General features: G+C 68.6%; 20 protein-coding genes. 14 read left to right on the forward strand and 6 right to left on the reverse strand.

Annotated elements, in window-relative coordinates:
• Positions 1 to 1,410: an alpha/beta hydrolase gene (locus tag AC1DKN_RS09150; RefSeq protein ID WP_476858831.1), complete on the forward strand. Its 1,410-nt coding sequence runs from the start codon at positions 1 to 3 to the stop codon at positions 1,408 to 1,410.
• Positions 1,407 to 4,025 (forward strand): bifunctional lysylphosphatidylglycerol flippase/synthetase MprF, encoded by a 2,619-nt coding sequence (locus AC1DKN_RS09155; protein ID WP_476871078.1) that lies wholly within the window; start codon positions 1,407 to 1,409, stop codon positions 4,023 to 4,025. The genes AC1DKN_RS09150 and AC1DKN_RS09155 overlap by 4 nt, the downstream gene beginning before the upstream one ends.
• 180 nt (positions 4,026 to 4,205) lie before the next feature.
• Here the strand turns inward: AC1DKN_RS09155 and AC1DKN_RS09160 are convergent, their stop codons facing one another.
• Together AC1DKN_RS09160 and nucS are read right to left on the reverse strand one after the other, a co-directional pair.
• A complete protein-coding gene (locus AC1DKN_RS09160) occupies positions 4,206 to 4,409 on the reverse strand; it encodes a cold-shock protein (RefSeq protein WP_011692441.1) in 204 nt (67 codons plus the stop codon).
• A gap of 289 nt (positions 4,410 to 4,698) precedes the next feature.
• On the reverse strand, positions 4,699 to 5,394 hold the full coding sequence (gene nucS / locus AC1DKN_RS09165; protein ID WP_026266819.1) for an endonuclease NucS: 696 nt from the start codon (positions 5,392 to 5,394) through the stop codon (positions 4,699 to 4,701).
• An 81-nt stretch (positions 5,395 to 5,475) separates the two neighbouring features.
• Between nucS and AC1DKN_RS09170 the strand changes: the two genes are divergently transcribed.
• Together AC1DKN_RS09170 and AC1DKN_RS09175 are read left to right on the forward strand one after the other, a co-directional pair.
• Positions 5,476 to 5,847 carry an ATP/GTP-binding protein gene (locus AC1DKN_RS09170; RefSeq protein WP_476848852.1) on the forward strand — a complete coding sequence of 124 codons (372 nt, stop codon included), beginning with the start codon at positions 5,476 to 5,478 and terminating at the stop codon, positions 5,845 to 5,847.
• A gap of 10 nt (positions 5,848 to 5,857) precedes the next feature.
• Positions 5,858 to 6,667 carry an alpha/beta hydrolase gene (locus AC1DKN_RS09175; protein ID WP_476858829.1) on the forward strand — a complete coding sequence of 270 codons (810 nt, stop codon included), beginning with the start codon at positions 5,858 to 5,860 and terminating at the stop codon, positions 6,665 to 6,667.
• A gap of 107 nt (positions 6,668 to 6,774) precedes the next feature.
• Here the strand turns inward: AC1DKN_RS09175 and AC1DKN_RS09180 are convergent, their stop codons facing one another.
• The gene (locus tag AC1DKN_RS09180; RefSeq protein WP_374706739.1) at positions 6,775 to 8,091 is read right to left on the reverse strand and encodes an AI-2E family transporter; all 1,317 of its coding nucleotides are present in this window, start codon (positions 8,089 to 8,091) and stop codon (positions 6,775 to 6,777) included.
• A 193-nt stretch (positions 8,092 to 8,284) separates the two neighbouring features.
• Between AC1DKN_RS09180 and AC1DKN_RS09185 the strand changes: the two genes are divergently transcribed.
• The 8 genes from AC1DKN_RS09185 to AC1DKN_RS09220 all read left to right on the forward strand — a co-directional run bounded on the left by AC1DKN_RS09185 (position 8,285) and on the right by AC1DKN_RS09220 (position 18,095).
• On the forward strand, positions 8,285 to 10,159 hold the full coding sequence (locus tag AC1DKN_RS09185) for a hypothetical protein (protein WP_476871079.1): 1,875 nt from the start codon (positions 8,285 to 8,287) through the stop codon (positions 10,157 to 10,159).
• 56 nt (positions 10,160 to 10,215) lie between these two features.
• Complete coding sequence (locus AC1DKN_RS09190) at positions 10,216 to 11,253, forward strand: co-chaperone YbbN (RefSeq protein WP_476848855.1); 1,038 nt, start codon at positions 10,216 to 10,218, stop codon at positions 11,251 to 11,253.
• Positions 11,253 to 12,353 carry an NADH:flavin oxidoreductase/NADH oxidase gene (locus tag AC1DKN_RS09195; protein WP_230008676.1) on the forward strand — a complete coding sequence of 367 codons (1,101 nt, stop codon included), beginning with the start codon at positions 11,253 to 11,255 and terminating at the stop codon, positions 12,351 to 12,353. The genes AC1DKN_RS09190 and AC1DKN_RS09195 overlap by 1 nt, the downstream gene beginning before the upstream one ends.
• A gap of 137 nt (positions 12,354 to 12,490) precedes the next feature.
• Entirely contained in the window at positions 12,491 to 13,321 is an 831-nt protein-coding gene (locus tag AC1DKN_RS09200; RefSeq protein WP_476848856.1) for an ABC transporter ATP-binding protein, read from the forward strand.
• The gene (locus AC1DKN_RS09205) at positions 13,303 to 14,874 is read left to right on the forward strand and encodes a transporter (protein ID WP_476871080.1); all 1,572 of its coding nucleotides are present in this window, start codon (positions 13,303 to 13,305) and stop codon (positions 14,872 to 14,874) included. Before AC1DKN_RS09200 ends, AC1DKN_RS09205 begins: the two co-directional genes overlap by 19 nt.
• Positions 14,875 to 14,933: 59 nt before the next feature.
• Positions 14,934 to 15,716 (forward strand): glucosamine-6-phosphate deaminase, encoded by a 783-nt coding sequence (nagB, locus tag AC1DKN_RS09210; protein WP_230008509.1) that lies wholly within the window; start codon positions 14,934 to 14,936, stop codon positions 15,714 to 15,716.
• Between the two features lie 60 nt (positions 15,717 to 15,776).
• Positions 15,777 to 16,094, forward strand: a complete 318-nt coding sequence (locus tag AC1DKN_RS09215) for a DUF3039 domain-containing protein (RefSeq protein ID WP_370122952.1) — start codon at positions 15,777 to 15,779, stop codon at positions 16,092 to 16,094.
• Positions 16,095 to 16,307: 213 nt separating this feature from the next.
• Positions 16,308 to 18,095 (forward strand): DEAD/DEAH box helicase, encoded by a 1,788-nt coding sequence (locus tag AC1DKN_RS09220; RefSeq protein ID WP_079554437.1) that lies wholly within the window; start codon positions 16,308 to 16,310, stop codon positions 18,093 to 18,095.
• Between the two features lie 156 nt (positions 18,096 to 18,251).
• Here AC1DKN_RS09220 and AC1DKN_RS09225 read toward each other — a convergent pair whose 3' ends face one another.
• The 3 genes from AC1DKN_RS09225 to AC1DKN_RS09235 form a co-directional block, all read right to left on the reverse strand.
• Positions 18,252 to 18,599 carry a hypothetical protein gene (locus AC1DKN_RS09225; RefSeq protein WP_223915998.1) on the reverse strand — a complete coding sequence of 116 codons (348 nt, stop codon included), beginning with the start codon at positions 18,597 to 18,599 and terminating at the stop codon, positions 18,252 to 18,254.
• 75 nt (positions 18,600 to 18,674) lie between these two features.
• Positions 18,675 to 19,382: an isochorismatase family protein gene (locus AC1DKN_RS09230; RefSeq protein WP_476871081.1), complete on the reverse strand. Its 708-nt coding sequence runs from the start codon at positions 19,380 to 19,382 to the stop codon at positions 18,675 to 18,677.
• Complete coding sequence (locus tag AC1DKN_RS09235) at positions 19,383 to 20,711, reverse strand: nicotinate phosphoribosyltransferase (RefSeq protein ID WP_459385190.1); 1,329 nt, start codon at positions 20,709 to 20,711, stop codon at positions 19,383 to 19,385.
• A gap of 37 nt (positions 20,712 to 20,748) precedes the next feature.
• Between AC1DKN_RS09235 and clpS the strand changes: the two genes are divergently transcribed.
• Together clpS and AC1DKN_RS09245 are read left to right on the forward strand one after the other, a co-directional pair.
• Positions 20,749 to 21,114: an ATP-dependent Clp protease adapter ClpS gene (clpS, locus tag AC1DKN_RS09240; protein ID WP_018775730.1), complete on the forward strand. Its 366-nt coding sequence runs from the start codon at positions 20,749 to 20,751 to the stop codon at positions 21,112 to 21,114.
• Entirely contained in the window at positions 21,107 to 21,667 is a 561-nt protein-coding gene (locus AC1DKN_RS09245) for a DUF2017 domain-containing protein (protein WP_476871082.1), read from the forward strand. The genes clpS and AC1DKN_RS09245 overlap by 8 nt, the downstream gene beginning before the upstream one ends.
• Positions 21,668 to 21,670: the final 3 nt, after the last annotated feature.

Below are 21,670 nucleotides of genomic sequence, written 5' to 3' on the forward strand. Positions count from 1 at the left end.
GTGGACTACCTCGATGGCCTTAGCCTGGTCGACGGCCCGGTGGTGTGGATCGTGTGGGCAGCCGCCGCGGCGGGCCTGGCCTACCTCCTGACTCACGTTGCCCTCCGGCACACGGGTTTCCGGCGCACGGGCCGCCGCGCTCCCGGCGCGGCCGTGGCCGTCGCGGCTGCCATGACCCTGCTCGCCGCGGCGCTCGTCGCGGCCGTGCACTGGTTCCTGCTCTACGCCGTCACCGTCTTCCCTGCCGAACTGCCGTGGGAGACCCTGGCCTGGTCCGTTGCCGGCGTCCTCGCCCTGCTGCTGTGGCTCATGCGCCTGCTTGGACTCTGGGGCCGCGGACGGACCGGCACTAATCCGACCGGCACTAATCCGACCGGTACTAATCCGGGCCGTAGCCGTCGCTGGCGTTCAGGCGCAGCAGCCACGGCCGCCTTCCTGGCCGTCCTCGCGCTGTCCGCCGTCCAGATCAACATCTACTTCGGCCTGAACCACACTGTCGGCGACCTCACCGGAGCGGCCGCAGCCCGGATCCAGCCGCTCGAGGCCGGCCTGACGCGCGCCGCCGGCGCCCCTGCCGCCACCGGGCTCACCAACTGGCAGGCGCCGGACCACCTTCCCGACGGCGTCATCCGCAAGGCGGTCATCCCGGGCACCGTCTCCGGCTTCCAGAGCCGGGACGCCTACGTCTATCTCCCTCCGGCCTACCTGGGTTCCCCCCGGCCTGCGCTGCCGGTGCTGGTCCTCTTTTCCGGCCAGCCGGGCGGTCCTGCCGACTGGCTGACTGGCGGCGCACTCCGGAGCCGGCTCGACCGGTTCGCCGCGGAGCACGCCGGGGTGGCGCCCGTAACGGTGGTGGTCGATCCCAACGGCTCGGCGTCGGGAAACACGCTGTGCATGGACAGCCGGATTGCCCAGGCGGACACCTTCCTGGCGCGGGACGTTCCGGACTGGATCAAGCGCACGCTCGACGTCGACCCGGATCCCCGCCGGTGGGCCGCGGGCGGTTTCTCCTTCGGCGGCACGTGCGCCATGCAGATGGTCACGAGGCATCCCGGCGTCTACAGCGCGGCGCTGGCCTTCTCCAGCGAGGAGGAGCCGGCCCTCGCGAAGGTGCGGGCCAAGACCATTGAGGCCTCCTTCGGCGCCGACGCCGCGGCCTTCGACCAGCTGACCCCGCTGCGCGTCATGGCGGAACACCGCTTCGACGGCCACGGCGTGTATTTCGCCGCCGGAGACCGCGATCCGCAGTTCACCGGCTACATGGACGTGCTCTCCGAGGCGGCACGCCGTGCCGGGTTCAGCGTTGAAACACACCGGATCGCCAACGCTGGGCACTCCTGGGACGTGGCATCCGGCGGCCTTCCCGGCGGCCTGGACTTCCTGGCCCGACGCTGGGGGATCGCGCCATGAGCCAGGCCAAGACCGGGAGTAACCGGACCGCGGCGGGCCCAGGGCCGGAGATCCCGCCGTTGCAGGGTGTCTGGCGCCAGGGCTTGCGCCGGACGCTGGCGCACTTCCGTGCCGTACCCTTCACGCTCGCGGTCCTCGCGGCCTTCCTCGGTGTCGGGGCCGTGACGGGCAGCTTCCTGTCGGGCCCGCCCGACGCCCTGTTGCCTGTAGCGTCCGTCAACGCTTCGGGGCTGAAAGCGGGGCATTGGTGGTCCTTGTTCACCTCGCTGTTCTTCGCCACCAACCTGCTGGCCTACCTGGCCGCATCACTGATGATCCTCCTGCTTCTGGGTCTCGCTGAACGGCATCTGGGGACCCTGCGGACGGCCGTATTCTTCTTTGTAGGCCAGTTCGCTGCTGTGACGGTGTTCCTGCTGGTTACCCAGCTGGCCCGGTATATCGGCGACGGCTGGCTGGGGCTCATGGTCAACGCCCGGCTGATTGGCCCCTACGCCGCCGTCCTGGCCGTGGCCCTGGCCGCCAGCGGCCTGCTGCCCACGCTGTGGCAACGCAGGCTGCGGACCGCCGGCCTGTCCGCGTCCCTGCTGCTGGTGCTCTACGTCGGGCATCCGGAGACAGTGGTTGGGCTCGCCGGTGCCCTTGCCGGCCTGGCCGCGGGCTGGTGGATCCAGGGCGACCGGGGGACCCTGCACCGGCACCGTTCAACCGGACGCGAGACCCGCAACCTGCTGGCCCTCACGGTCGCGATCTTCGCGGTGGGGCCGATCCTCACGGCCGCCGTCAGCAGCCCCACCGGGCCCCTGGCCCTGTTGCGCGACGTCGTGCTGAACCCGCTGCCCACGCTGGGCCAGCTGGAGGAAAACTGCGGCGGGACGGTGGACGTCAGCTGCCTGGAGGCCGGCCGCGCCGGACTCGCCGGTCCGCTGGGCCTTGCGCTGGCGGTTGTCCCGGTGGTCCTGCTGTTGATCTGTGCGGACGGCATGCGGCAGGGCCGCCGCCTGGCCCTGCGGATCGCGATCATCGTCCAGCTTGGCGTGACAGCCCTGGCCGCCGTGTACCTGGCCCTGTTCGCCCGGATTCCGCACTACGCCAGCCAGCCGCACACGGCCGTGATGGGCTCCGGCTTCGTCCGCGTCCTTCCGCTCGTGGCCGTCCCGTTGCTGCTCGTTGTGCTGCTCTGGCTTAACCGCCGGCAGTTCCGGGTCGAGACTGCTCCGCGGGCCAGGCGGATCCTGGGCATCGTGGTCGGGGGCACGTGGCTGGTGCTCGCCGGGGCCTATTCGGTGGCCTGGCTCGCCGCCGGCGGGATGGACCGCGACGGGGGAGTGCTGGGCCTCGCGGCGGAACTCGCCCGGCAGTACCTGCCGCTGCCCATTCCGGGCGCCTACAGCAGGTTGTTCCAGAACCGCAACGCCGTCGAGTCATTTCTGTTCGCTTATGCCGGCATCATCTTCTGGGGGGTGGCCCTGGCGGCGGTCTGGCTGGTGCTGCGGCGGCGGCTGCACGGTACCGGACACAGCACCGACGTCGGCTCCGGGGACCGGGACACGGCCCGTGACCTGATCCGCCAAGGCGGGGACTCACTGTCCTGGATGGCGCTCTGGGAACCGAACAAATACTGGTTTACGCCGGACCGGCGCGGCGGCGTGGCCTATCAGCAGCACGGCAACGTGGCCCTGACGCTGGCGGGCCCGTTCGGATCCGCCGCCCTCCACGAGGAGACCGCGGCGGGTTTCATGCGCTACTGCGCCGAACACGCCCTGATCCCGTGTTTCTACTCCTGCACCGCCGGCCTCTGGCCTATGCTCCGGGCCCGCGGATTCCGCCGCGTGGCCGTGGCCCAGGAAACCAGGCTCGCCGTGCGCGAACTCGAGTTCAAGGGCAAGGAATGGCAAAACGTCCGCACCGCCCTGAACCGTGCCGCGAAGACCGGTGTCCAGACCGTATGGGGGCGCTACAGCGAATTCCCGGCCCCGCTGCGGACCCAGCTCAGCGAGGTCTCCGAAGAATGGGCGGCGCAAAAGCACGTGCCGGAGATGGGCTTCACGCTCGGCAGCATCGACGAGCTCGACGACGACGAGGTGCTGTGCTGCCTGGCGGTGGACGCTTCCGGACGCGTGCAGGGCGTTACGAGCTGGCTGCCGGTGTACGCGGACGGACAGCTCGTGAGCTGGACCCTGGACTTCATGCGCCGGCGCGGCGACGCGTTCCCCGGTGTCATGGAGTTCCTCATTGCTTCCGCCGTGCTGGAGCTCAAGCGCACGGTTGAGGTGATCTCCCTATCCGGCTCGCCGCTGGCGAAGGACCGTGACGGAGACAGTGCCGGCGGCGGCGACTCCGGAGGCGATTCCGGCAGCGACTCCGGCGGCAGCGACGCCGGGCCGGAGGGGCTGGCCGGGATCCTGGACGTGGTGGGCAGGGCCCTGGAACCCGTCTACGGCTTCCGCTCGCTGGCAACCTTCAAGTCGCGTTTCAAACCGGACTACCGCACGCTGTACCTCTACTACCAGGATCCGTTGCAATTGCCGGCGATGGGCCGGGCCCTGAGCCGCGCGTACCTTCCCGGGTTGTCCGTCCGGCAAAGTGCCCGCCTGCTGCGCACTTTGGTGCGTTAGGCAGGGCCCGGCGGGTTAGTGCCCGGGGTTAGTGCGGAATTCGGCTGAAGAATGCATCCGGGCCAATGCGGACAAGCTGAAACGCCGCGCCCAAGAATGCACAAAAAAATGATCCCCGGCACAAATGCCGGGGATCATTCCTGGTGCCGGAAATGCCCTAAAGCACTTCCCGACGGCAGACTAGACCAGCGTTACGCCGGTGGCCTGGGGGCCCTTGGCGCCCTGGCCGATCTCGAACTGAACACGCTGGTTCTCGTCGAGGGTCTTGAAGCCACCGGTCTGGATCTCGGAGTAGTGAACGAAGACATCGCCATCGGAGTCATCCGGGGTGATGAAGCCGAAGCCCTTTTCTGCGTTGAACCACTTGACGGTTCCCTGAGCCATTTGTTTCTCCTCATTGTGGATCTTGAATAAATCCGGCGCACTTCGCACCGGACTTGGTCACTCTGCGAGAAGAACCTTTGGCAACGGAACCGGATTCACGGACCGTGGCGGCAGGAGCTTCACGCTCGCAACATGTCTTGCGAGCATGAAAAAACACCTACACAAAGACTCGTATAAGAATTTCATGACACTTGCGTCAGGTCAACGGGCGAACGGAAGAATTGCATAAAAATTGTGCAAAGAACGTCTTAACGCGAATCGCCGCCACGGAAAGCCTGCCGCGGGGTGCTTAGAAGAGCCGGGATTCGCTGTCGTCAACGCCGCGCATGGCGTCGTAGTCCAGGGTCACGCAGTCGATTCCGCGGTCCTTGGCGAGGACCTTGGCCTGCGGCTTGATCTGCTGGGCTGCGAAGATTCCCCGGACCGGGGCCAGCAGCGGGTCCCGGTTCAGCAGTTCCAGGTACCGGGTGAGCTGCTCGACGCCGTCGATGTCGCCCCGGCGCTTGAGCTCAATGGCCACGGTGGCGCCGTCCGCGTCCCGGGCCAGGATGTCCACGGGGCCGATCGCGGTGAAGTACTCCCGGCGGATCAGCGAGAACCCGGTGCCCAGCAGTTCGATCTGGGCGGCCAGGAGCCGCTGGAGGTCCGCCTCGACGCCGTCCTTGATCAGGCCGGGGTCCTGGCCCAGTTCGTGGGAGGTATCGTGCAGCTGCTCGTGGATGTTGATGATGAGCCGGTCATCGGTCTTGGCCGACTGGACCGTCCACTGTTCGACGACGCCGACCTCGACGTCGACCTCATCCGGTGTGGAGACCCGCAGGGACGCAGGAGGGCTCATCCAGTTCAGCGGCTTGTAGGACCCGCCGTCGGAATGGACCAGGACCGAACCGTCGGCCTTGACCAGCAACAGCCTGGTGGCCAGCGGCAGGTGGGCTTTGAGGCGGCCGACGTAATCAACGGAGCAGCGGGCTATGACTAAACGCACCCGGTCAACTCTACCGCCTGCGCGGGCGGCGGCCTGGCGGGGCGGCAATGAGCGGCAGCCGGACTGGGGCAGAATGGAGGCATGCCCCGTTCCAACCGACCCCGCCGCGCCGGTTCTGCGAAGACAGGCTCCGGCAAGGGCACAGTGCCCGGCAAGAGCAAAGCCGCCGGAGCCAAGCACGGCCCGGCACCGGAACTTGACCTGGAGCGCGCCCGCTCGGGTTTCGCCCGCCGGGAGAGCGCACCGGACGGCGAATGGATGGTCCGCCCCATCACCGCGGGCCGCGCCGAGAAGACCTACATCTGCCCGGGCTGCTCAACCGCCGTTCTGCCGGGAATCGCCCACCTGGTGGTCTGGTCCGAGGACCACCTCTTTGGCGCCGCCGCGGGTCTCGCCGAGCGGCGGCACTGGCACAGCAACTGCTGGACTTCGCGGAGCTACCGGTATCGCTAAGCTGGTCAGCATGAGCTTTGATCCCGCGTCGTACGTCTTCACCCAGCCCTCTGCTCCCACTGCCATCCGTGCCTCCACGGTCCTGCCGGCCCGCCGCGAGAACGTCGAACTCCGCACGTCGGACGGGCACCGGCTGGTGGGCGAGCTCGCCGTCCCGGAAACCGGCGGAATCAAGGCAACACTCATCACGCTGCACCCGCTGCCGACGCACGGCGGCTTTATGGATTCGCACGTCTACCGCAAGGCCTCCTACCGGCTGCCCGCCCTCGCGGGAATCGCCGTCCTGCGCTTCAACACACGCGGCACCTCATCGCCGCGGGGAACCAGCGGGGGAGCCTTCGAGGAAGGCATAGGCGAGCGTCTCGACGTCGAGGCCGCGGTGCAGTTCGCCGTGGACCGCGGCCTGCCGAACCGGTGGCTGGTCGGCTGGTCCTTCGGCACCGAGCTGGCCCTGATGTACGGCGCCGCCGAGCCCGTCGCCTCGGAAATCGAGGGGGCTGTGCTGCTCTCGCCCCCGCTGCACCGGGCCACAGACGTGCACCTGAAGGAATGGGCCGAGGCCGGCAAGCCGCTGAAGGTCCTGGTCCCCGAGCACGACGACTACCTGCAGCCGGCGGCTGCGGCCGCGAGGTTCGCGCTGGTGCCGCAGGCGCAGGTGGTGGGGGTCGACGGCGCCAAACACCTGTGGGTGGGGGAGAAGTACGCCGGGCGGGTTCTCAACGAAATCGTGGACGAGGTCATCCCCGGCGGCGCCACAGGGGGTGCCCGAACGGTGCTGCCGCAGGAATGGGACGGGCCGGTCGCCACGGCACACGCCTGAGCCGCCAACGGCGCGAAGAGAGAAAACCGCACCGAAACAGGACAGCCGCACCGTGGACCACGGTGCGGCTGTCCTGTTTCAGTGCGAAAACCCGACCGGGAGCCCCGTCAGCGGCTGTCCTGGCGCGCGATGAGGATTTCCTTGACCAGCAGCATGATGGCCGCCGCAGTGGGAATGGCGATCAAGGCTCCGAGGACGCCCAGGAGGCTGCCGCCCGCGATCACAGAGATGACGGCGACGGCGCCCGGCACCGCCACGGCCTTCTGCATGATCCGCGGAGAGATGAAGTAGGCCTCGAACTGGAGGTACGCGAAATAGCAGATAGCGAAGACGAGCGCGGTCTGCCAGCCGGCGGTTAGGGCAACGAGCGTCACCAGGCACCCGGCAATCATGCCGCCCACGAGGGGGATGAAGGCCAGCAGGGCCACCACGAACGCCAGCAGCGTTGCAAAAGGCACTCCGATGATCGACATCACAATGAACGCGAACGTCGCGTTCAGCACTGCCACGGCGGCCTGGCCGATCACGTAGTTGCCCACCGAACCGGTGATTTCCTCGGACAGGGCTTCTACCCGGGCCCGCCGTGAGCGCGGCGCGAGCCGGTAGCCCCATTTCTTCATCGCAGGGAGGGCGCCGAGGAAGTACAGGCTCAGGACCAGCACGATCAGTGCGCCGAAGATCCCGTTTGCCACGGTGGAGCCGAAGCCCACAACGCCGCCGAAGATGCCGCCCATGGCGTCCGGGTTGTTGACGAACTTCTCCAGCTCCTGGCTGATGCGGTCCCGGATGCCGAACTGGCTGTCAATGCTCCGGAAGAAGTCCGAGTCAATGAAGTCCTGGACCCACTTGGGCGCCTGCTGCACGATCTGCGTCACCTGCTGCACGATCGTGGGGATCAGGGTGGCGAAAAATGCGGCGACGCCCAGTGCCAGGGTGGACACGGACAGGAGGATGCCGGCGGCGCGGGGGACATTCCGGTGTTCGAGCCACCGCACTACCGGGTCCAGGCCGAGGGTGATGAAGAGCGCCGTGATGATCCACAAAAGCAGCTGCGTCGTATTTGATCCGATCCAGTAGACCAGGAGGGCGAAGCCGACGCCGACCGTGCCCATGAAGCCCATGTACAAGGGGTGCTGGGCCGACATGCGCGGACCGGGACTGCCGAAGCGGGCATCGGCCGCGGACGTCTCCGCGTCCCCGGCCTCATGCTCCGGGGGCATCTCGAAGCGGATTCTCGGCTGGGCTCCGGGCAGGGGCTGGCGCAGGCGCCGGGCCGCGGACAGAAGGACATTTGCCGCGGCAATCCGGGGCCGGGAGGTTGTAGGCCGGGGACTGGAAACGGGTTGTTCGGGGCCGGGTTCCTGGCTGTCGGATTCCTGCGCTTCTTCTGGTCCGGCGGAGGACGAATCCGTATGTTCAGTCACTGCGTTAAATGCCCTTAATTCCTTGCTGCGCCACACTGGCGGCACTGGTGTGATGATCACCGCAAACACTATCAGCAGGCTTGTCACCAGAGGGGAAGAACGCCCCCGCGGGCACCGCCGCCGGGGGCCGTCCGGGTCCCCGATCTGACTCGCGGGTAACAAAATGGTTACTATTGAAGCTAACTGTCCGCTGATGATAGGTAGTATTTTGCGTTTCAAGACTGCAGTCGCCCTGGTGCTGCTTGGCCTCCTGACACTCCTGGCCGGGATTGGCCAGAAGACGTTCTGGGCTCCCCCGGAGACGATTACGGCCACCGCTCCGACCGGCACCGCCGCGCCGCTGACCGTCTTCGACCAGAAGCTGAAGACTCTGCACCCCGGGACCGTGAAGATCACGGTCAAGGGTGAAGGGGCCTTCTTGCTGGCCGCGGGACGCCCGGACGACGTCGACGCCTGGGTGGGTAAGACGGCCCACAACACCGTCGCCGGCGTCTCCGAGGACGGCAAGGCGCTGCAGCTGACGCATACCGACGGCGAAGCTACCGCGCCGTCGCCCGCCGGATCGGATCTTTGGGTCACCACCGAGAACGCCACCGGCGAAATGGACTACTCGTGGAACGCGCCGGCCGACGGCGACTGGTCGCTGCTCCTCGCCGCGGACGGCACCAAGACCGCCCCGGGCTCCATCACGATGACTTTCCCGAACGACACCTCCACGCCCTGGGCCATTCCGCTCATGGTGCTCGGCGGCCTGCTGATCATCGCCGGCGGGGCGCTGCTGGTCCTCAAGCCGAAGTCAGGCAACCGCACCGGGGGCGGCACCGGCGGCGGCAGCACGTTCGCCCGCCGCGCGCAGGCCAAGGCAGCGGCACGCCGCGGGGACAACGGCTCGACGGAAAGCACCCAGGATCCTGCCGCACCCGGCACACCCGCACCCGAGACTGCACCGCAGCCGGCCACGCCGGAGAAAACAGGCCCGGAAAAAACAGCGCCGGAGAAAGCAGCGGCCGGCCAGAAGAAGGGCTCCGGCACGGTGCGCCGTTCCGGCATCGTGGTGGCAGTGCTGACCGCCGCCGCCGTCGCCGGAACGTCAGTGGCCGCCCAGGCAAGCCAGACGCCCGCGCCGTCGCCCAGTGCCCCGGCCTCCGACGCCGCGACCCCGGGCAGTGAGGGCCAGACCGGCGATGCGCCGGTGCTGCTGGACGCGCAGTTCCGCCGCGTCCTGGAACAGGTTGCCGGTGCCGTCGATGCAGGAGACGCTGCCAAGGACGCCGCCAAGCTGGCGCCGCGGGTGGCCAAGTCCGAACTCCAGGTGCGCACACAGAACTACAAGATCCGCTCGCAGGTCGGTTCCTACGAGGCCCGCATGCCTGTCCGCTCCACCAAGCTGCTGACCACGGTGGTCACCAACAAGCGCAGCTGGCCGCGCTCGGTCATGGCCGTGACGCAGGGCGAGGGCAACGTCGTCCCTCAGCTGCTGACCCTGACCCAGGACTCCCCGCGGGATAACTACAAGCTGATCAGCAGCACCCCGCTGCAGCCGGGTGCCACCTTCCCGGGGATCGGCCGGGCCGGTACGGATACGCTGGCGCCCGCGGACAAGACCGGGCTCGCGTACAGCGGCGACGAAGCCCTCGCCGGGCTCGGTGACCGCCTGACCAAGGCCGACTCCACCTTCAAGGACAAGCTCGTCGAAGGCCAGTCCTCCCCGTACATCGCGGACACCCTCGCCTACCAGGCCGACGTCGTCAAATCTGGCGTCAACGGCACCTTCGCCTTCACGCACAAGGCGGCCGCGGACAACACTGTCGTGTTCCGAACCGCTGACGGCGGGGCCTTGGTCCTGGGACGGCTGAACTTCTCGTTCGACGGCACTCCGAAGGCTGACGGGGACAAGCTCACCATCGGCGACGACGCGGCCGCCCTGGCCGGCGGCAAGGAGACCAGCACCGGCATGGTGCTGGACTTCGCAGAGTCCGTGGCTGTCTATGTTCCGCCGGCCGGTTCCACGGACCCGATGAAGCTCGTGGCCGCCACCCGCGGCCTGGTCGGGGCGTCCTTCAAGTAGCCTTCGCCGGCGGGCATGGTGGCGCCGGGCGGGACTTCAATGGCTAGAGTGGAGCTATGACTACGCCAGCTTCCCGCCCGGTCCCGCCAGTTGCCGCCAGCCCGCTGAACCTGCGCGGCGCCGTCGATCTCTCCGCCCTGAAACAGCGGCCGGCACCGAGTTCTCCGGGACCTGCCCGTCCCGGCGCCGCAGCCCCGGGCCCGGCGGGCTCCGCCGGTTCTGCCGGTGCCCCGGCGGCCCCGGCATCCGGCCCGGCCGACCACGCAGGCCGGCCGTTGCGCGTGGATGTGACCGAGGGCAACTTCCAGGAGCTCGTGGACCTCTCGGCCCAGGTGCCTGTGGTGATCGCCCTCTGGGCCTCCTATTCGCCAGGCTCCGGCCAGCTGGTGGACGTCCTCGAAGGCATCGTCGAGAGCTACGACGGCCGGCTGGTCCTCGGGGCCGCGGACATCGATGTGTTCCCGGAACTTGCCCAGGCTTTCCAGGTGCAGGCCGTGCCGACCGCCGTCGCGGTGGTCAAAGGCCAGCCCGTGCCGCTCTTCCAGGGAGGCGCGGACGAACAGCAGGTACGCAGCCTGTTCGATGAACTTCTCAAGGTCGCGGCCACCAACGGCGTGACCGGACGGATCGGCGCCGGCGGCCCGGTTGGCGCGGAACCGGAGGCGCCGCCGCTGCCGCCGCTGCACCAGGCGGCGTTCGATGCGATCGAGGCCGGCGACTACGCGGCCGCGGCCGCCGCCTACCGGCAGGCCCTGAACGAGATGCCCGCCGACGCGGAGGCCAAGGCCGGCCTGGCGCAGGTGGAACTGATGGATCGCCTGCAGGCCCTCTCCGGGCCCGAGGCAGATGCCCTGCGCCGGCTCGCGGCCGACGAACCGGACAACCTCGAGGCCCAGCTCGGGGTTGCGGACCTGGATATCGCCGGCGGCCACATCGAGGACGGCCTTGGCCGGATCGTGACGTTCATTGGCCGCAACTTCGGCCCGGAACGGGAGACCGCCCGGGTCCGGCTGCTTGAACTCTTCGACGTCGTCGGCACCGGCGACGAGCGCGTCGCCAAGGCCCGCCAGGGGCTGGCCCGGGTGCTGTTCTAGTGGGATCGGCACTCTTTGCGCCGCTGGATCTAAGGTCACTGCGGCTGCAGCACCGTGGCTGGGTGTCCCCGATGTGCCAGTACAGCTGCGACCCCGAAACGGGCGAGGGCGTGCCCACAGACTGGCACCTGATGCATCTGGGCTCCTTTGCCACCGGGGGAGCGGCCCTGGTCCTCACCGAGGCCAACGCCGTCAACGCCGCGGGCAGGATCAGCCCCCGCGACGCCGGACTCTACAACGACGACCAGGCCGCGGCCTGGGAACGCATCACCGCCTTCGTGCACCGCCACGGCACCGCGGAGACCAAGATCGGCACCCAGCTGGCGCACGCCGGCCGGAAAGCGTCCTCCTACTGGCCGTTCTCCGGCAAGGTGGGCAGCGTGCCGGCGTCCGAGGGCGGCTGGGACACCGTGGGTCCTGGCACCGGCGCATTCGACGGCTACGCGCCGCCGTCGGCCATGACGGAAGCGCAGATCGACGGCGTGATCGCCGATTTCGCCGCGTCCGCCGTGCGGGCCGTCGATGCCGGGTTCGACACGATCGAAATCCATGGCGCGCACGGCTACCTGCTGCACCAGTTCCAAAGCCCGCTGGTCAACGACCGCACGGACCGCTGGGGCGGGGACGAGGCGGGCCGGAACCGATTGACGCTTGCCGTGGTGGACGCCGTCCGCGCCGTCATCCCGGACTCCATGCCCCTGCTGCTGCGGATCTCGGCCTCGGACTGGGCGCCGGGCGGGATCGAGGCCGACGCCTCGGTCCGGATGGCTGCTGCCGCCGCCGAGCGCGGGGTGGACCTGGTGGACGTTTCCAGCGGCGGGGCCGTGGCCCACCAGCAGATTCCCGTAGGCCCGGGCTACCAGACCGGGTTCTCCGCACGGATCCGGCGCGAAACCGGGGTCAGGACCGGCACGGTGGGACTCCTGACGTCCGCCGGGCAGGCCGAACACGCGGTGGCCACCGGCCAGGCGGACGGCGTGTTCATCGCCCGTGCCGCCCTGCGGGATCCGCACTGGTGGCTGCGGGCCGCGTTTGAGCTCGGCCATGACCTGGCGTGGCCGCCGCAGTACGAGCGCGCCATGCCCCGGCATTCGTTCTAGAACCGGCATCCATTCCAGAACCGGCATTCATTCCAGAACCGGCATTTATTCCAGAAACAGCTACGCGGTTCCCGCGAGTGAAAACGTACGCCTTGCGGACTATCCTTTTCGCGCCGTCCGGCGGTTAGTCTGGCGTCATGACATTCCAACCCCCTGGCCAGCAGGGACAGCCAGCCCCGCCCGGTCCGTCTTCGCCGCCGGCGGCTGTCCTGCAGGTGCCTGCCTTGTCCCTGCTTGGCCTCGCCAAGCGCTTCGGCGACAAAATCGCCGTCGATGGCATCAGCCTGGACGTTCCGGCCGGGTCCTTCTACGGGGTGGTCGGGCCCAACGGCGCCGGTAAGACCACCACCTTGTCGATGGCGACCGGCCTGCTGCGCCCGGACTTCGGCACCGCGCTGGTCCATGGCATCGACGTCTGGCAGCATCCGCTGGAGGCCAAGAAGCTGATGGGGATCCTGCCCGACGGCGTCCGGCTGTTCGACCGCCTCAGCGGCGAGCAGCTGGTCACCTATGCCGGCCTGCTGCGCGGGATGGACCGGGAGATGGTGGCGTCGCGGGTGGCGGAACTGCTCGCTGCCCTGGACCTGGCCAATGACGCCGGCACACTGGTGGTGGACTACTCCGCCGGCATGACCAAGAAGATCGCGCTGGCCTCGGCGCTGATCCACGCCCCGCGGCTGCTGGTCCTCGACGAGCCGTTCGAATCGGTGGACCCGATCTCCGCGGCGAACATCCGCGACATCCTGGACCGCTACGTTTCCTCGGGCGGAACGGTCATCGTCTCCAGCCACGTCATGGACCTGGTCCAGCGCATGTGCGACCACGTCGCCGTCGTCGCGGGCGGCCGGGTCCTCGCCGCCGGGACTGTCGAGGAAGTCCGCGCCGGCGCCAGCCTCGAGGACCGCTTCGTGCAGCTCGTGGGCGGCCGGAACCACACGGAAGGGCTGGAATGGTTGCGCACCTTCTGAGGCTCAAGCTGACCCTGCTGCGCAACAGCGTCCGGCGCAGCCCGTGGCAGCTGGTGGGCCTCGGGATCGGCGCCCTGTATGCCCTGGGAATCGTGGCTGTTTGCGTGGCCGGGCTGTTCGTCCTGCGCGGGGTGGAGATTGAACTCGCCCAGACCGTGGTGGTCCTGGGCGGCGCCACGGCGCTGCTGGGCTGGGCCATCATTCCCGTCGCTGTCTCCGCCGCGGACCTGACGCTGGACCCTGCCCGGTTCACCACCTTTGCCGTGCCCATGCCGAAGCTGCTGGCCGGGCTGGCGCTCGGCGGCCTGATCGGCATACCGGGTCTCGCAACCTCACTCGTTGCGCTCGCCACGGTGGGCACCTGGTCCCGCAGCCTGCCGGCCGCAGCCGGCGCCCTCGTCGGTGCCGTGCTGGGCGTGCTGAGCTGCATCGTTCTCTCCAAGGTCGTGACCACGGCCACGGCCGGACTGGCAAGCTCCCGGCGCTTCAAGGACATCAGCTCCGTCGCCTTCCTCATCCCGCTCGTGCTCACGGGGCCCATTGTGGCGGGCATCGCGAGGGGAATCGCCGGTTCCGGCGATTTCCTGACCGGCCTGGCCCGGGCCCTGTCCTGGACGCCGGCCGGGGCGGCCTTCTCGCTCGGCGGCGAGCTGGCTGCCGGCAGCTACGCGGCCGCGGCCGTGAAATTCCTCATCGCCGCGGCCACCCTGGCGGGCCTGGCCCTGGCGTGGAAACTCCTGCTGCAGCGCGCCCTGGTGACCCCGCCCTATGCCGGGACATCCAAGCGGCGGACCGGCGGCACGGGCCTGTTCGGGCTGCTCCCGGCGACACCGGCCGCCGCCGTCGCCGCGAGGTCCCTGTACTACTGGCTGCGCGATCCCCGCTACGCCGGCGCGCTCGTGGTCGTTCCGCTCCTGCCGGTGCTGTTCCTCTTCCAGGGCAGCCAGAGCGGGTTTTACGGCCCGTTCCAGTTCGTCGGGCCGCTGACGGCCTTCCTCCTGGCCTGGTCGATCTCCACGGATGTCTCCTATGACAGCACCGCCTTCGCCCTGCACGTGGCAACGGGGGTGCGCGGCGCCGACGACCGGCTCGGCCGTGCGCTGGCGTGCCTGAGCTTCGCGCTGCCGGTGGCGGTCCTTTTCAGCGTGGGGCCGTTCTTCTTCACCGGCGACTGGGACAAGCTGCCCGCGGTCCTGGGCCTCAGCCTCGGCGTCCTCTTCACCGGCCTGGGCCTGGCCTCGGTGATCTCGGCGCGCTACACGGTGAGCGTCCCGCTCCCGGGGGACAGCCCGTTCAAGAAGCCGCCGGGCAACGTGGCCCAGACCCTCGCCGTGCAGTTCGGCGGCATGGCCGTGCTGCTGGTCCTCGTGGCGCCCGAGGCGGCGCTCGTGGCCGCGCAGTTCATCACCGGCAGCTCCGTGCCGGGCTGGATCACGCTGGCCCTCGGACCCGTGCTCGGTCTCACGCTCTTCGCCGTCGGTGTCCGGACCGGCGGAGCATGGCTGGACCGGCGGGCGCCGGAGCTGCTGGCACAACTGGCCGTCAACCGCTGACGGGTGCATGCTGGGAGTGCGCAGACTCGGACACCAGGCAGGCCAGTAAAGGCAGGATCATGGAAGTTGTCATCCTTCCCGGCAGCAAACGGATCGCGTCGCTTGCCGCGGATGCGGTGGAAGCCCTTCTCCGCCGCAAGCCCGACGCCGTCCTGGGCCTGGCGACCGGTTCCACGCCCCTGCCGGTGTATGTCGAACTGGCGGCGCGGCACGAGCGCGCCGGACTGGATTTCAGCCGGGTCCGCGCCTTCGCCCTGGACGAGTACGTGGGGCTGCCGGCCGGCCACCCGGAGTCCTACCGCGAGGTGATCGCCCGCGAATTCACCGCACGGGTGAACATCAGTCCGGCCAACGTCCACGTGCCCGACGGCGCGGCGGCGGACATCCCCGCGGCCTGCCGGGCCTATGAAGACGCCATCCGCGACGCCGGGGGAGTGGACCTTCAGCTCCTCGGCGTCGGAACGGACGGCCACATCGGGTTCAACGAACCGGGCTCGTCGCTGGCGTCCCGGACGCGGATCAAGACCCTGATCGAGCAGACACGCCGGGACAACGCACGGTTTTTCGGCAGCCTGGCCGACGTGCCGCACCACGTCCTGACCCAAGGCCTGGGCACCATCCTGGATGCCCGCCACGTGATCCTGATCGCCACCGGTGCGCAAAAAGCCCAGGCCGTCCGGGACCTCGCGGAGGGCCCCGTCGCCGCCATCTGTGCGGCCTCCGTGCTGCAGTTGCACCCGCACGCCACCATCCTCCTGGACGAGGCGGCGGCGTCGTCGCTGCGGCTGGCGGATTACTACCGCCACAGCTACGACCACAAACCCGCCTGGCAGGGCCTCTAGGCCCCGCCGCCGGCACCCCGCAGGTCCGGCAGCGCCCTTCCAACGGCTAAGATGGGTGTCATGACTAGCATGACCGATCCTCTCGAAAACGATCCGATGCGCGAGCTCTCCGGAGCCGGGACGTCAACGGCCACGATCGAGCGCGAGGAACTGCGCCAGGAAGTTGAGCCCGGTGACCGGGAGCGCTTCTCGCACTACGTGCGCAAGGAAAAGATCATGGAATCCGCGCTGACCGGTGAACCGGTGATCGCGCTCTGCGGCAAGGTCTGGACTCCGGGCCGGGATCCGCAGAAGTTCCCCGTCTGCCCCGAATGCAAGGAAGTCTACGAGGGCCTGCGCCCCGGAAACGACGGCGGCAAGGGCTCCGGCGACAAGTAAGGGCAATCAATGGAACCAACAGGTTCCGTTAGCCGCCTTCGGACGGCGCTTCCCTATGGCGGCGCGTCGTCGCGCCCCTGATTTTCTGCTTTCCTGATTGCCGGTCCATGCTGTCCGGGTACTGCCTTACGGTCCATCCAAAAAGATTGGTGTTTTTGTGCTTAATTGGGTTTCTCCGTCGGCTGCAGCCATGCGCGGATGGAGGGCGCCTTAATGACGGAGACACTTTTCGGCGGACCCACGCTTCCCCCCGCCTATCCCGAGCGGGCCGCCTGGGGCACCGCCCCCAAGCTGCGCGCCTGGCAGCAGGAGGCGCTGGACAGCTACTTCAGCACCCACCCCAAGGATTTCCTCGCCGTCGCAACCCCCGGCGCGGGTAAGACCACCTTCGCCCTGCGCGTGGCGTCCATGCTCATCGATTCCGGGGTGGTCAACCGCGTGACCATCGTGGCGCCCACCGACCACCTCAAGCGCCAGTGGGCCGACGCCGCTGCCCGGGTGGGCATCGCGATCGACCCGAACTTCAAGAATGCCGACGGCCAGCACGGCCGCGGGTTCATCGGCGTCGCCGTGACCTATGCCCAGGTGGCCAGCAAGCCCATGCTGCACCGGGCCAAGACCGAAGCCGCCCGCACGCTGGTGATCCTGGACGAAATCCACCACGGCGGCGAGGCCCTGTCCTGGGGTGACGGCCTCCGTGAGGCGTTCGACCCGGCGGCCCGGCGGCTCTCCCTGACGGGCACCCCGTTCCGCTCGGACACCTCGCCCATCCCGTTCGTGGAGTACGCCGAGGACCGGGACGGGATCCGGCGCTCCAAGGCCGACTACACCTACGGCTACGGCAAGGCACTGCGCGACCACGTGGTCCGCCCGGTGATGTTCATGGCGTACTCCGGCCAAATGCGCTGGCGCACCAGCGCGGGGGACGAGATGGCCGCCTCGCTCGGGGAGTCGGCCGTCACGAAGGACATCACATCCCAGGCCTGGCGCACCGCGCTGAACCCGGCCGGCGAATGGATCCCCGCCGTCCTGGCCGGCGCGGACAAACGTCTCAGCGAGGTCCGGCGCAGCGTCCCGGATGCCGGCGGCCTGGTCATTGCCACCGACCACGAGGACGCCCGCGCGTATGCCGGCCAGCTGAAGAAGATCACCGGCGAATCGCCCACCGTCATCCTCTCCGACGACGCCAAGGCCTCCAGCAAGATCGAGGAATTCACCGCCAGCGAGAAGCGCTGGATGGTGGCCGTCCGGATGGTCTCCGAAGGCGTCGACGTTCCGCGGCTGTCCGTCGGCGTCTACGCCACCTCGACCTCCACCCCGCTGTTCTTCGCCCAGGCCGTGGGGCGCTTCGTGCGTGCCCGCAAGCGCGGCGAGACGGCGTCGGTATTTCTGCCCTCGGTGCCGCAGCTGATGGCCCTGGCCAACTCGATGGAGGCCGAGCGCGACCACGCCCTGGACCGCCCGGAGAAGGAAGACAGCGACGGCCTCTTCAATCCCGAGGATTCGCTCATGGACGAGGCGAACCGCGAGGAGAAGGCTTCCGATTCCCTGATGAAGGGCAAGTTCGAGGCCCTCGACTCCCAGGCGTCCTTTGACCGGGTGCTCTTCGACGGCGGCGAATTCGGCACCGGCGGCGAGGTGGGCTCGGAGGACGAGCTCGACTTCCTCGGGATCCCGGGACTGCTGGACGCTGAACAGGTCGGCACGCTGTTGCGCCAGCGCCAGCACGAGCAGCTGAACCGGAAGAACAGGCGCTCCCCGCAGACTGAGGCAGCCGCGGCTGCGGCCCCGGCCGTGCCGGACCACCGGATGCTCATGGACCTGCGCACCGAGCTGGCCAAAAACGTCGCGGCCTGGTCGGCCCGCACCGGGACCCCGCACGGCGTCATCCACACCAAGCTCCGGACCGTCTGCGGCGGCCCGGCCGTCGCCCAGGCCAACGAGGAACAGCTGCAGACCCGTCTGCGCAAGCTCCAGGACTGGTTCATCGGCCGGAAGTAGCCCCGCGCAGGCGGTTATGGGCACGGGGTTATGGGCCCGGGGGTTATGGGCCCGGGGTTATGGGCTCAGGCCAATAGGCGCCGGGCAACAGCAGAGGGACCAGTTCACTGTGAACTGGTCCCTCTGCTGTTTACTCTGCTGTGAACTTTGCTTCGGCTACTGGCCGGCGCCGCAGACCTGGCCGTAGGTCTGGCCTGCGGCGGTGTAGTCGGCCTTCATGTCCTCGAGCTTGGCGGTGTCCGGGGAGGGCTTGGCCGATTCGTCGAAGTATTCGATGATGGTCTGCAGCGGGGCCCGCAGGTCCTCGGATGCCGCCGCCTTGATGGGCCGCAGCTGGTTGGCGACCCGGGTCATGCCGGTCTTGTCCGATGTGGCCGACTGGGCGGAGACCACGGTCTTGACCCGGGCGCAGGTTTCCTCGTTGGTCAGCTGCGGCGTGGCAGAGCAGCCGGCCGCGCCGAGCAGCGCTCCGGCGGCAATCAGGACGGTCAGGGTCTTCTTCATGGTGTACTCCGGGGTTCTACGGGTCTGTCAATATGGCAAGACTGGCGATGGGGCAAGGATTTCGAGTCTACTGGCTCAGAGGACATCGACGCCGCCGAGCTCCATCTCGGCCACGGCATCGTCCAGGTCTTCGGCAATGCCGACCGTCAGGCCGCGCAGCACCGTGACGGAGTAGCCGGCCTGGACGGCATCCAGGGCGGTCGCTTTGACGCAGTAGTCCGTGGCGATGCCCACCACCACGATGTCCTCGACGTCGTGGCTCTGCAGCCAGTCGTCCAGTCCGATCGCGTCCTCGCCGGCGGCGAAATCACTGCCGGCGAAGGAACTCACTGTGTTGTCGGAGTCTGCGGAGTCTCCGGCGTTTTCGGAGTCGCCGGAGCCTCCGGCGCCGGTAACGGGCATGGCGCCGGGCTGGCGGTCGCCGGTGGGGATTTCGTCCTCGGGGGCCAGCAGCCCTTCGAAGCCGGAGTACGCCGCGGCGAACTGGCCCTTGCGGAAGTACGCCTGGATGTGTTCGGGATCGAGATCGGGATGCAGCTCGGCCCCGCGGGTGCCCGCCACGCAGTGCCGCGGCCAGCTGTCCACGAGATCGGGTTTATCCGAGAAGTGCTCACCCGGATCGATGTGCCAGTCCTGGGTGGCCACGACGTGGTCAAACTGGCCGTGGTGGGCGTCAACGTACTCGCTGATTTCCCCGGCCAGGCTTGCCCCGCCGGGGACGGCCAGGGCACCTCCCTCACAGAAATCGTTTTGGACGTCAACGATGATCAGGGCGCGGGACATTCAGTCCTCCTCGTAGATGGTGGGGATGGCCGCCTCGCCGCGCTGGAGCCGGTTGACCACCGCGGGAAGCTCCCGCATGGTTTCCGCGTGGCGCCGGCGCGCGCGCTGGACCCCCTCCGGGCCCGTCCACCCGGGGAGGAGCTCGCCGTTCTTGACGAACTGCTGCAGCAGCGGACGGTCGTTGCCGTCGTCCTCCGGGTGATGGCCGACGCCGACGATTTCGGCCGTGGCGGTCCCGCGCTCGTTGAGCTTGCGCAGCGCGTACTTCCGGCCGCCCTTGCTGGCCTTGTTCTTGGCGGCCTTGGCGACGGAGATGAAATCGCCGGCGTCGTCGGTGCGGCTGACGAGCTTGTAGACCATGCTCGCCGTCGGGGCCCCGGACCCGGTCACGAGCGAGGTGCCCACGCCGTAGGAGTCCACCGGCGCGGACGCCAGCGCCGCGATGGCGAATTCGTCGAGGTCTGAGGTCACCACGATCTTGGTGTGGTCGTTGCCGAGCTCGTCGAGCAGCCGGCGCACCCACTGGGCCTGGGCCACGAGGTCGCCCGAGTCCAGCCGGACAGCGCCCAGCTTGTCCCCGGCGAGATCGACGGCGGTGCGGACGGCCGTTTCGACGTCGTACGTGTCCACCAGCAGGGAGGTGTCCGGCCCAAAGGCGGCAATCTGGGCCTCGAAGGCCTCCCGCTCGGTGTCATGGAGGAGCGTGAAGGAATGGGCGGCCGTGCCCACCGTCTTCAGCCCGTAGCGCAATCCGGCCTCCAGGTTCGAGGTGCTGTCGAACCCGGCAATGACCGCGGCCCGGGCAGCGGCGGCCGCCGATTCCTCGTGCGTCCGGCGCGATCCCATTTCGATGCACGGGCGGGTCCCGGCCGCGGAGATCATCCGGGAGGCGGCAGAGGCGATGGCGCAGTCGTGGTTGAGCACGGAGAGCAGGTAGGTCTCCAGGATGCAGGCCTCGGCGAACGTGGACTCAACGATCAGCACGGGGGAGTTCGGGAAGTACGCCTCACCCTCCGGATAGCCCCAGATGTCGCCGGAAAAGCTGTAGCCGGCCAGGTACTCCAGTGTCTGGTCGTTGACCACCTTGGTCCGGCGCAGGTAGTCCAGTTCCGGCTCGCCGAAGCGGAAGTTCGCGATCCCTTCCAGCAGGCGGCCGGTGCCTGCCACGATGCCGTAGCGGCGCCCGTCCGGGAGCCGCCGGGCGAAGGCCTCGAAGACCGATTTGCGGTGCGCCGCGCCGGACTGCAGGGCGCCCTGCAGCATGGTCAGCTCGTAGTGGTCTGTGTACAGGGACGTGCGGGGACGGTCCCAGCCAGCGGAGGTACTCACAAATTCACTCTAGTGTGCATCCCCATAGAATGGACAGATGACCCTCAGCGTTGCGCTCGGCCCCGACACACGGGAGAGTACCCAGACCGGAACAGTGACGTCCGGCGACGTCCTGACCGCCCCGGACGTCCCCTGGAACCTCGTGATCTGGAACGATCCCGTGAACCTGATGAGCTATGTGAGCTATGTGTTCCGCAGCTATTTCGGCTACTCGGAGGCCAAGGCGAACAAGCTGATGATGGAGGTCCACAAGAAGGGCCGCTCGATCGTGGCGCACGGCAGCAAGGAACAGGTGGAGCAGCACGCCGTCGCGATGCATGGCTACGGCCTCTGGGCGACGGTCGAAAAGGCCACCGGCGGCAACGCGGGCGGTTCCGGCAAAGGCAAGGGAAAACGTGGCTAAGGCATTCAAGTACGGGCTCAAGGGCATCAAGGGCCATCTGGAACCGGCCGAGCGGGAGCTGCTGCGCAGCCTTTTCGATGACGTCATCTCCATGCTGGAGCCGGAGCAGCGCGCCAACGAGGACCCGCTGGCGGCACTGGTGGGCCTGGACACCGAAGCCCGCGAACCCTCGGACCGCGCCATGCGGCGGCTGTTGCCGAACGTGATGAAGAACGACGACGACGCCTCCCTGGAGTTCCGCCGTTACACCGAGCGGTCGCTGCGCGAAAGCAAGATCGGCGCGCTGAAGGCGGCCGCACTGAGCCTGGACCGGGACAACCTCGTCCTGGCCCCGGACGACGCCCGGCACTGGGCCACCGCGCTCAACGATGTCCGGCTGGTGCTGGCCGAACGCCTCGACATCCGTGACGATGCCGACGCCGACAACATCCACCTCATGCAGGACTGGGCCCAGGCCGAGGACGTCGAAAGCTACCTGGCCCTGGTGTACAACTTCACCACGTGGCTGCAGGAGTCGCTGGTCCAGGCCATGGTGCACTCGCTCGATAGGTAGGGC

The sequence above is a fragment of the Arthrobacter sp. 01N444 genome, assembly GCF_056399305.1.

Bases quoted from the DNA above. Each gene is read 5' to 3' on its own strand.
- AC1DKN_RS09155 (WP_476871078.1), top strand. From the start codon at position 1,407: ATGAGCCAGGCCAAGACCGGGAGTAACCGGACCGCGGCGGGCCCAGGG.
- AC1DKN_RS09160 (WP_011692441.1), bottom strand. From the start codon at position 4,409: ATGGCTCAGGGAACCGTCAAGTGGTTCAACGCAGAAAAGGGCTTCGGC.
- AC1DKN_RS09170 (WP_476848852.1), top strand. From the start codon at position 5,476: ATGCCCCGTTCCAACCGACCCCGCCGCGCCGGTTCTGCGAAGACAGGC.
- AC1DKN_RS09175 (WP_476858829.1), top strand. From the start codon at position 5,858: ATGAGCTTTGATCCCGCGTCGTACGTCTTCACCCAGCCCTCTGCTCCC.
- AC1DKN_RS09185 (WP_476871079.1), top strand. From the start codon at position 8,285: ATGATAGGTAGTATTTTGCGTTTCAAGACTGCAGTCGCCCTGGTGCTG.
- AC1DKN_RS09190 (WP_476848855.1), top strand. From the start codon at position 10,216: ATGACTACGCCAGCTTCCCGCCCGGTCCCGCCAGTTGCCGCCAGCCCG.
- AC1DKN_RS09200 (WP_476848856.1), top strand. From the start codon at position 12,491: ATGACATTCCAACCCCCTGGCCAGCAGGGACAGCCAGCCCCGCCCGGT.
- AC1DKN_RS09205 (WP_476871080.1), top strand. From the start codon at position 13,303: ATGGTTGCGCACCTTCTGAGGCTCAAGCTGACCCTGCTGCGCAACAGC.
- nagB (WP_230008509.1), top strand. From the start codon at position 14,934: ATGGAAGTTGTCATCCTTCCCGGCAGCAAACGGATCGCGTCGCTTGCC.
- AC1DKN_RS09215 (WP_370122952.1), top strand. From the start codon at position 15,777: ATGACTAGCATGACCGATCCTCTCGAAAACGATCCGATGCGCGAGCTC.
- AC1DKN_RS09220 (WP_079554437.1), top strand. From the start codon at position 16,308: ATGACGGAGACACTTTTCGGCGGACCCACGCTTCCCCCCGCCTATCCC.
- AC1DKN_RS09225 (WP_223915998.1), bottom strand. From the start codon at position 18,599: ATGAAGAAGACCCTGACCGTCCTGATTGCCGCCGGAGCGCTGCTCGGC.
- AC1DKN_RS09230 (WP_476871081.1), bottom strand. From the start codon at position 19,382: ATGTCCCGCGCCCTGATCATCGTTGACGTCCAAAACGATTTCTGTGAG.
- clpS (WP_018775730.1), top strand. From the start codon at position 20,749: ATGACCCTCAGCGTTGCGCTCGGCCCCGACACACGGGAGAGTACCCAG.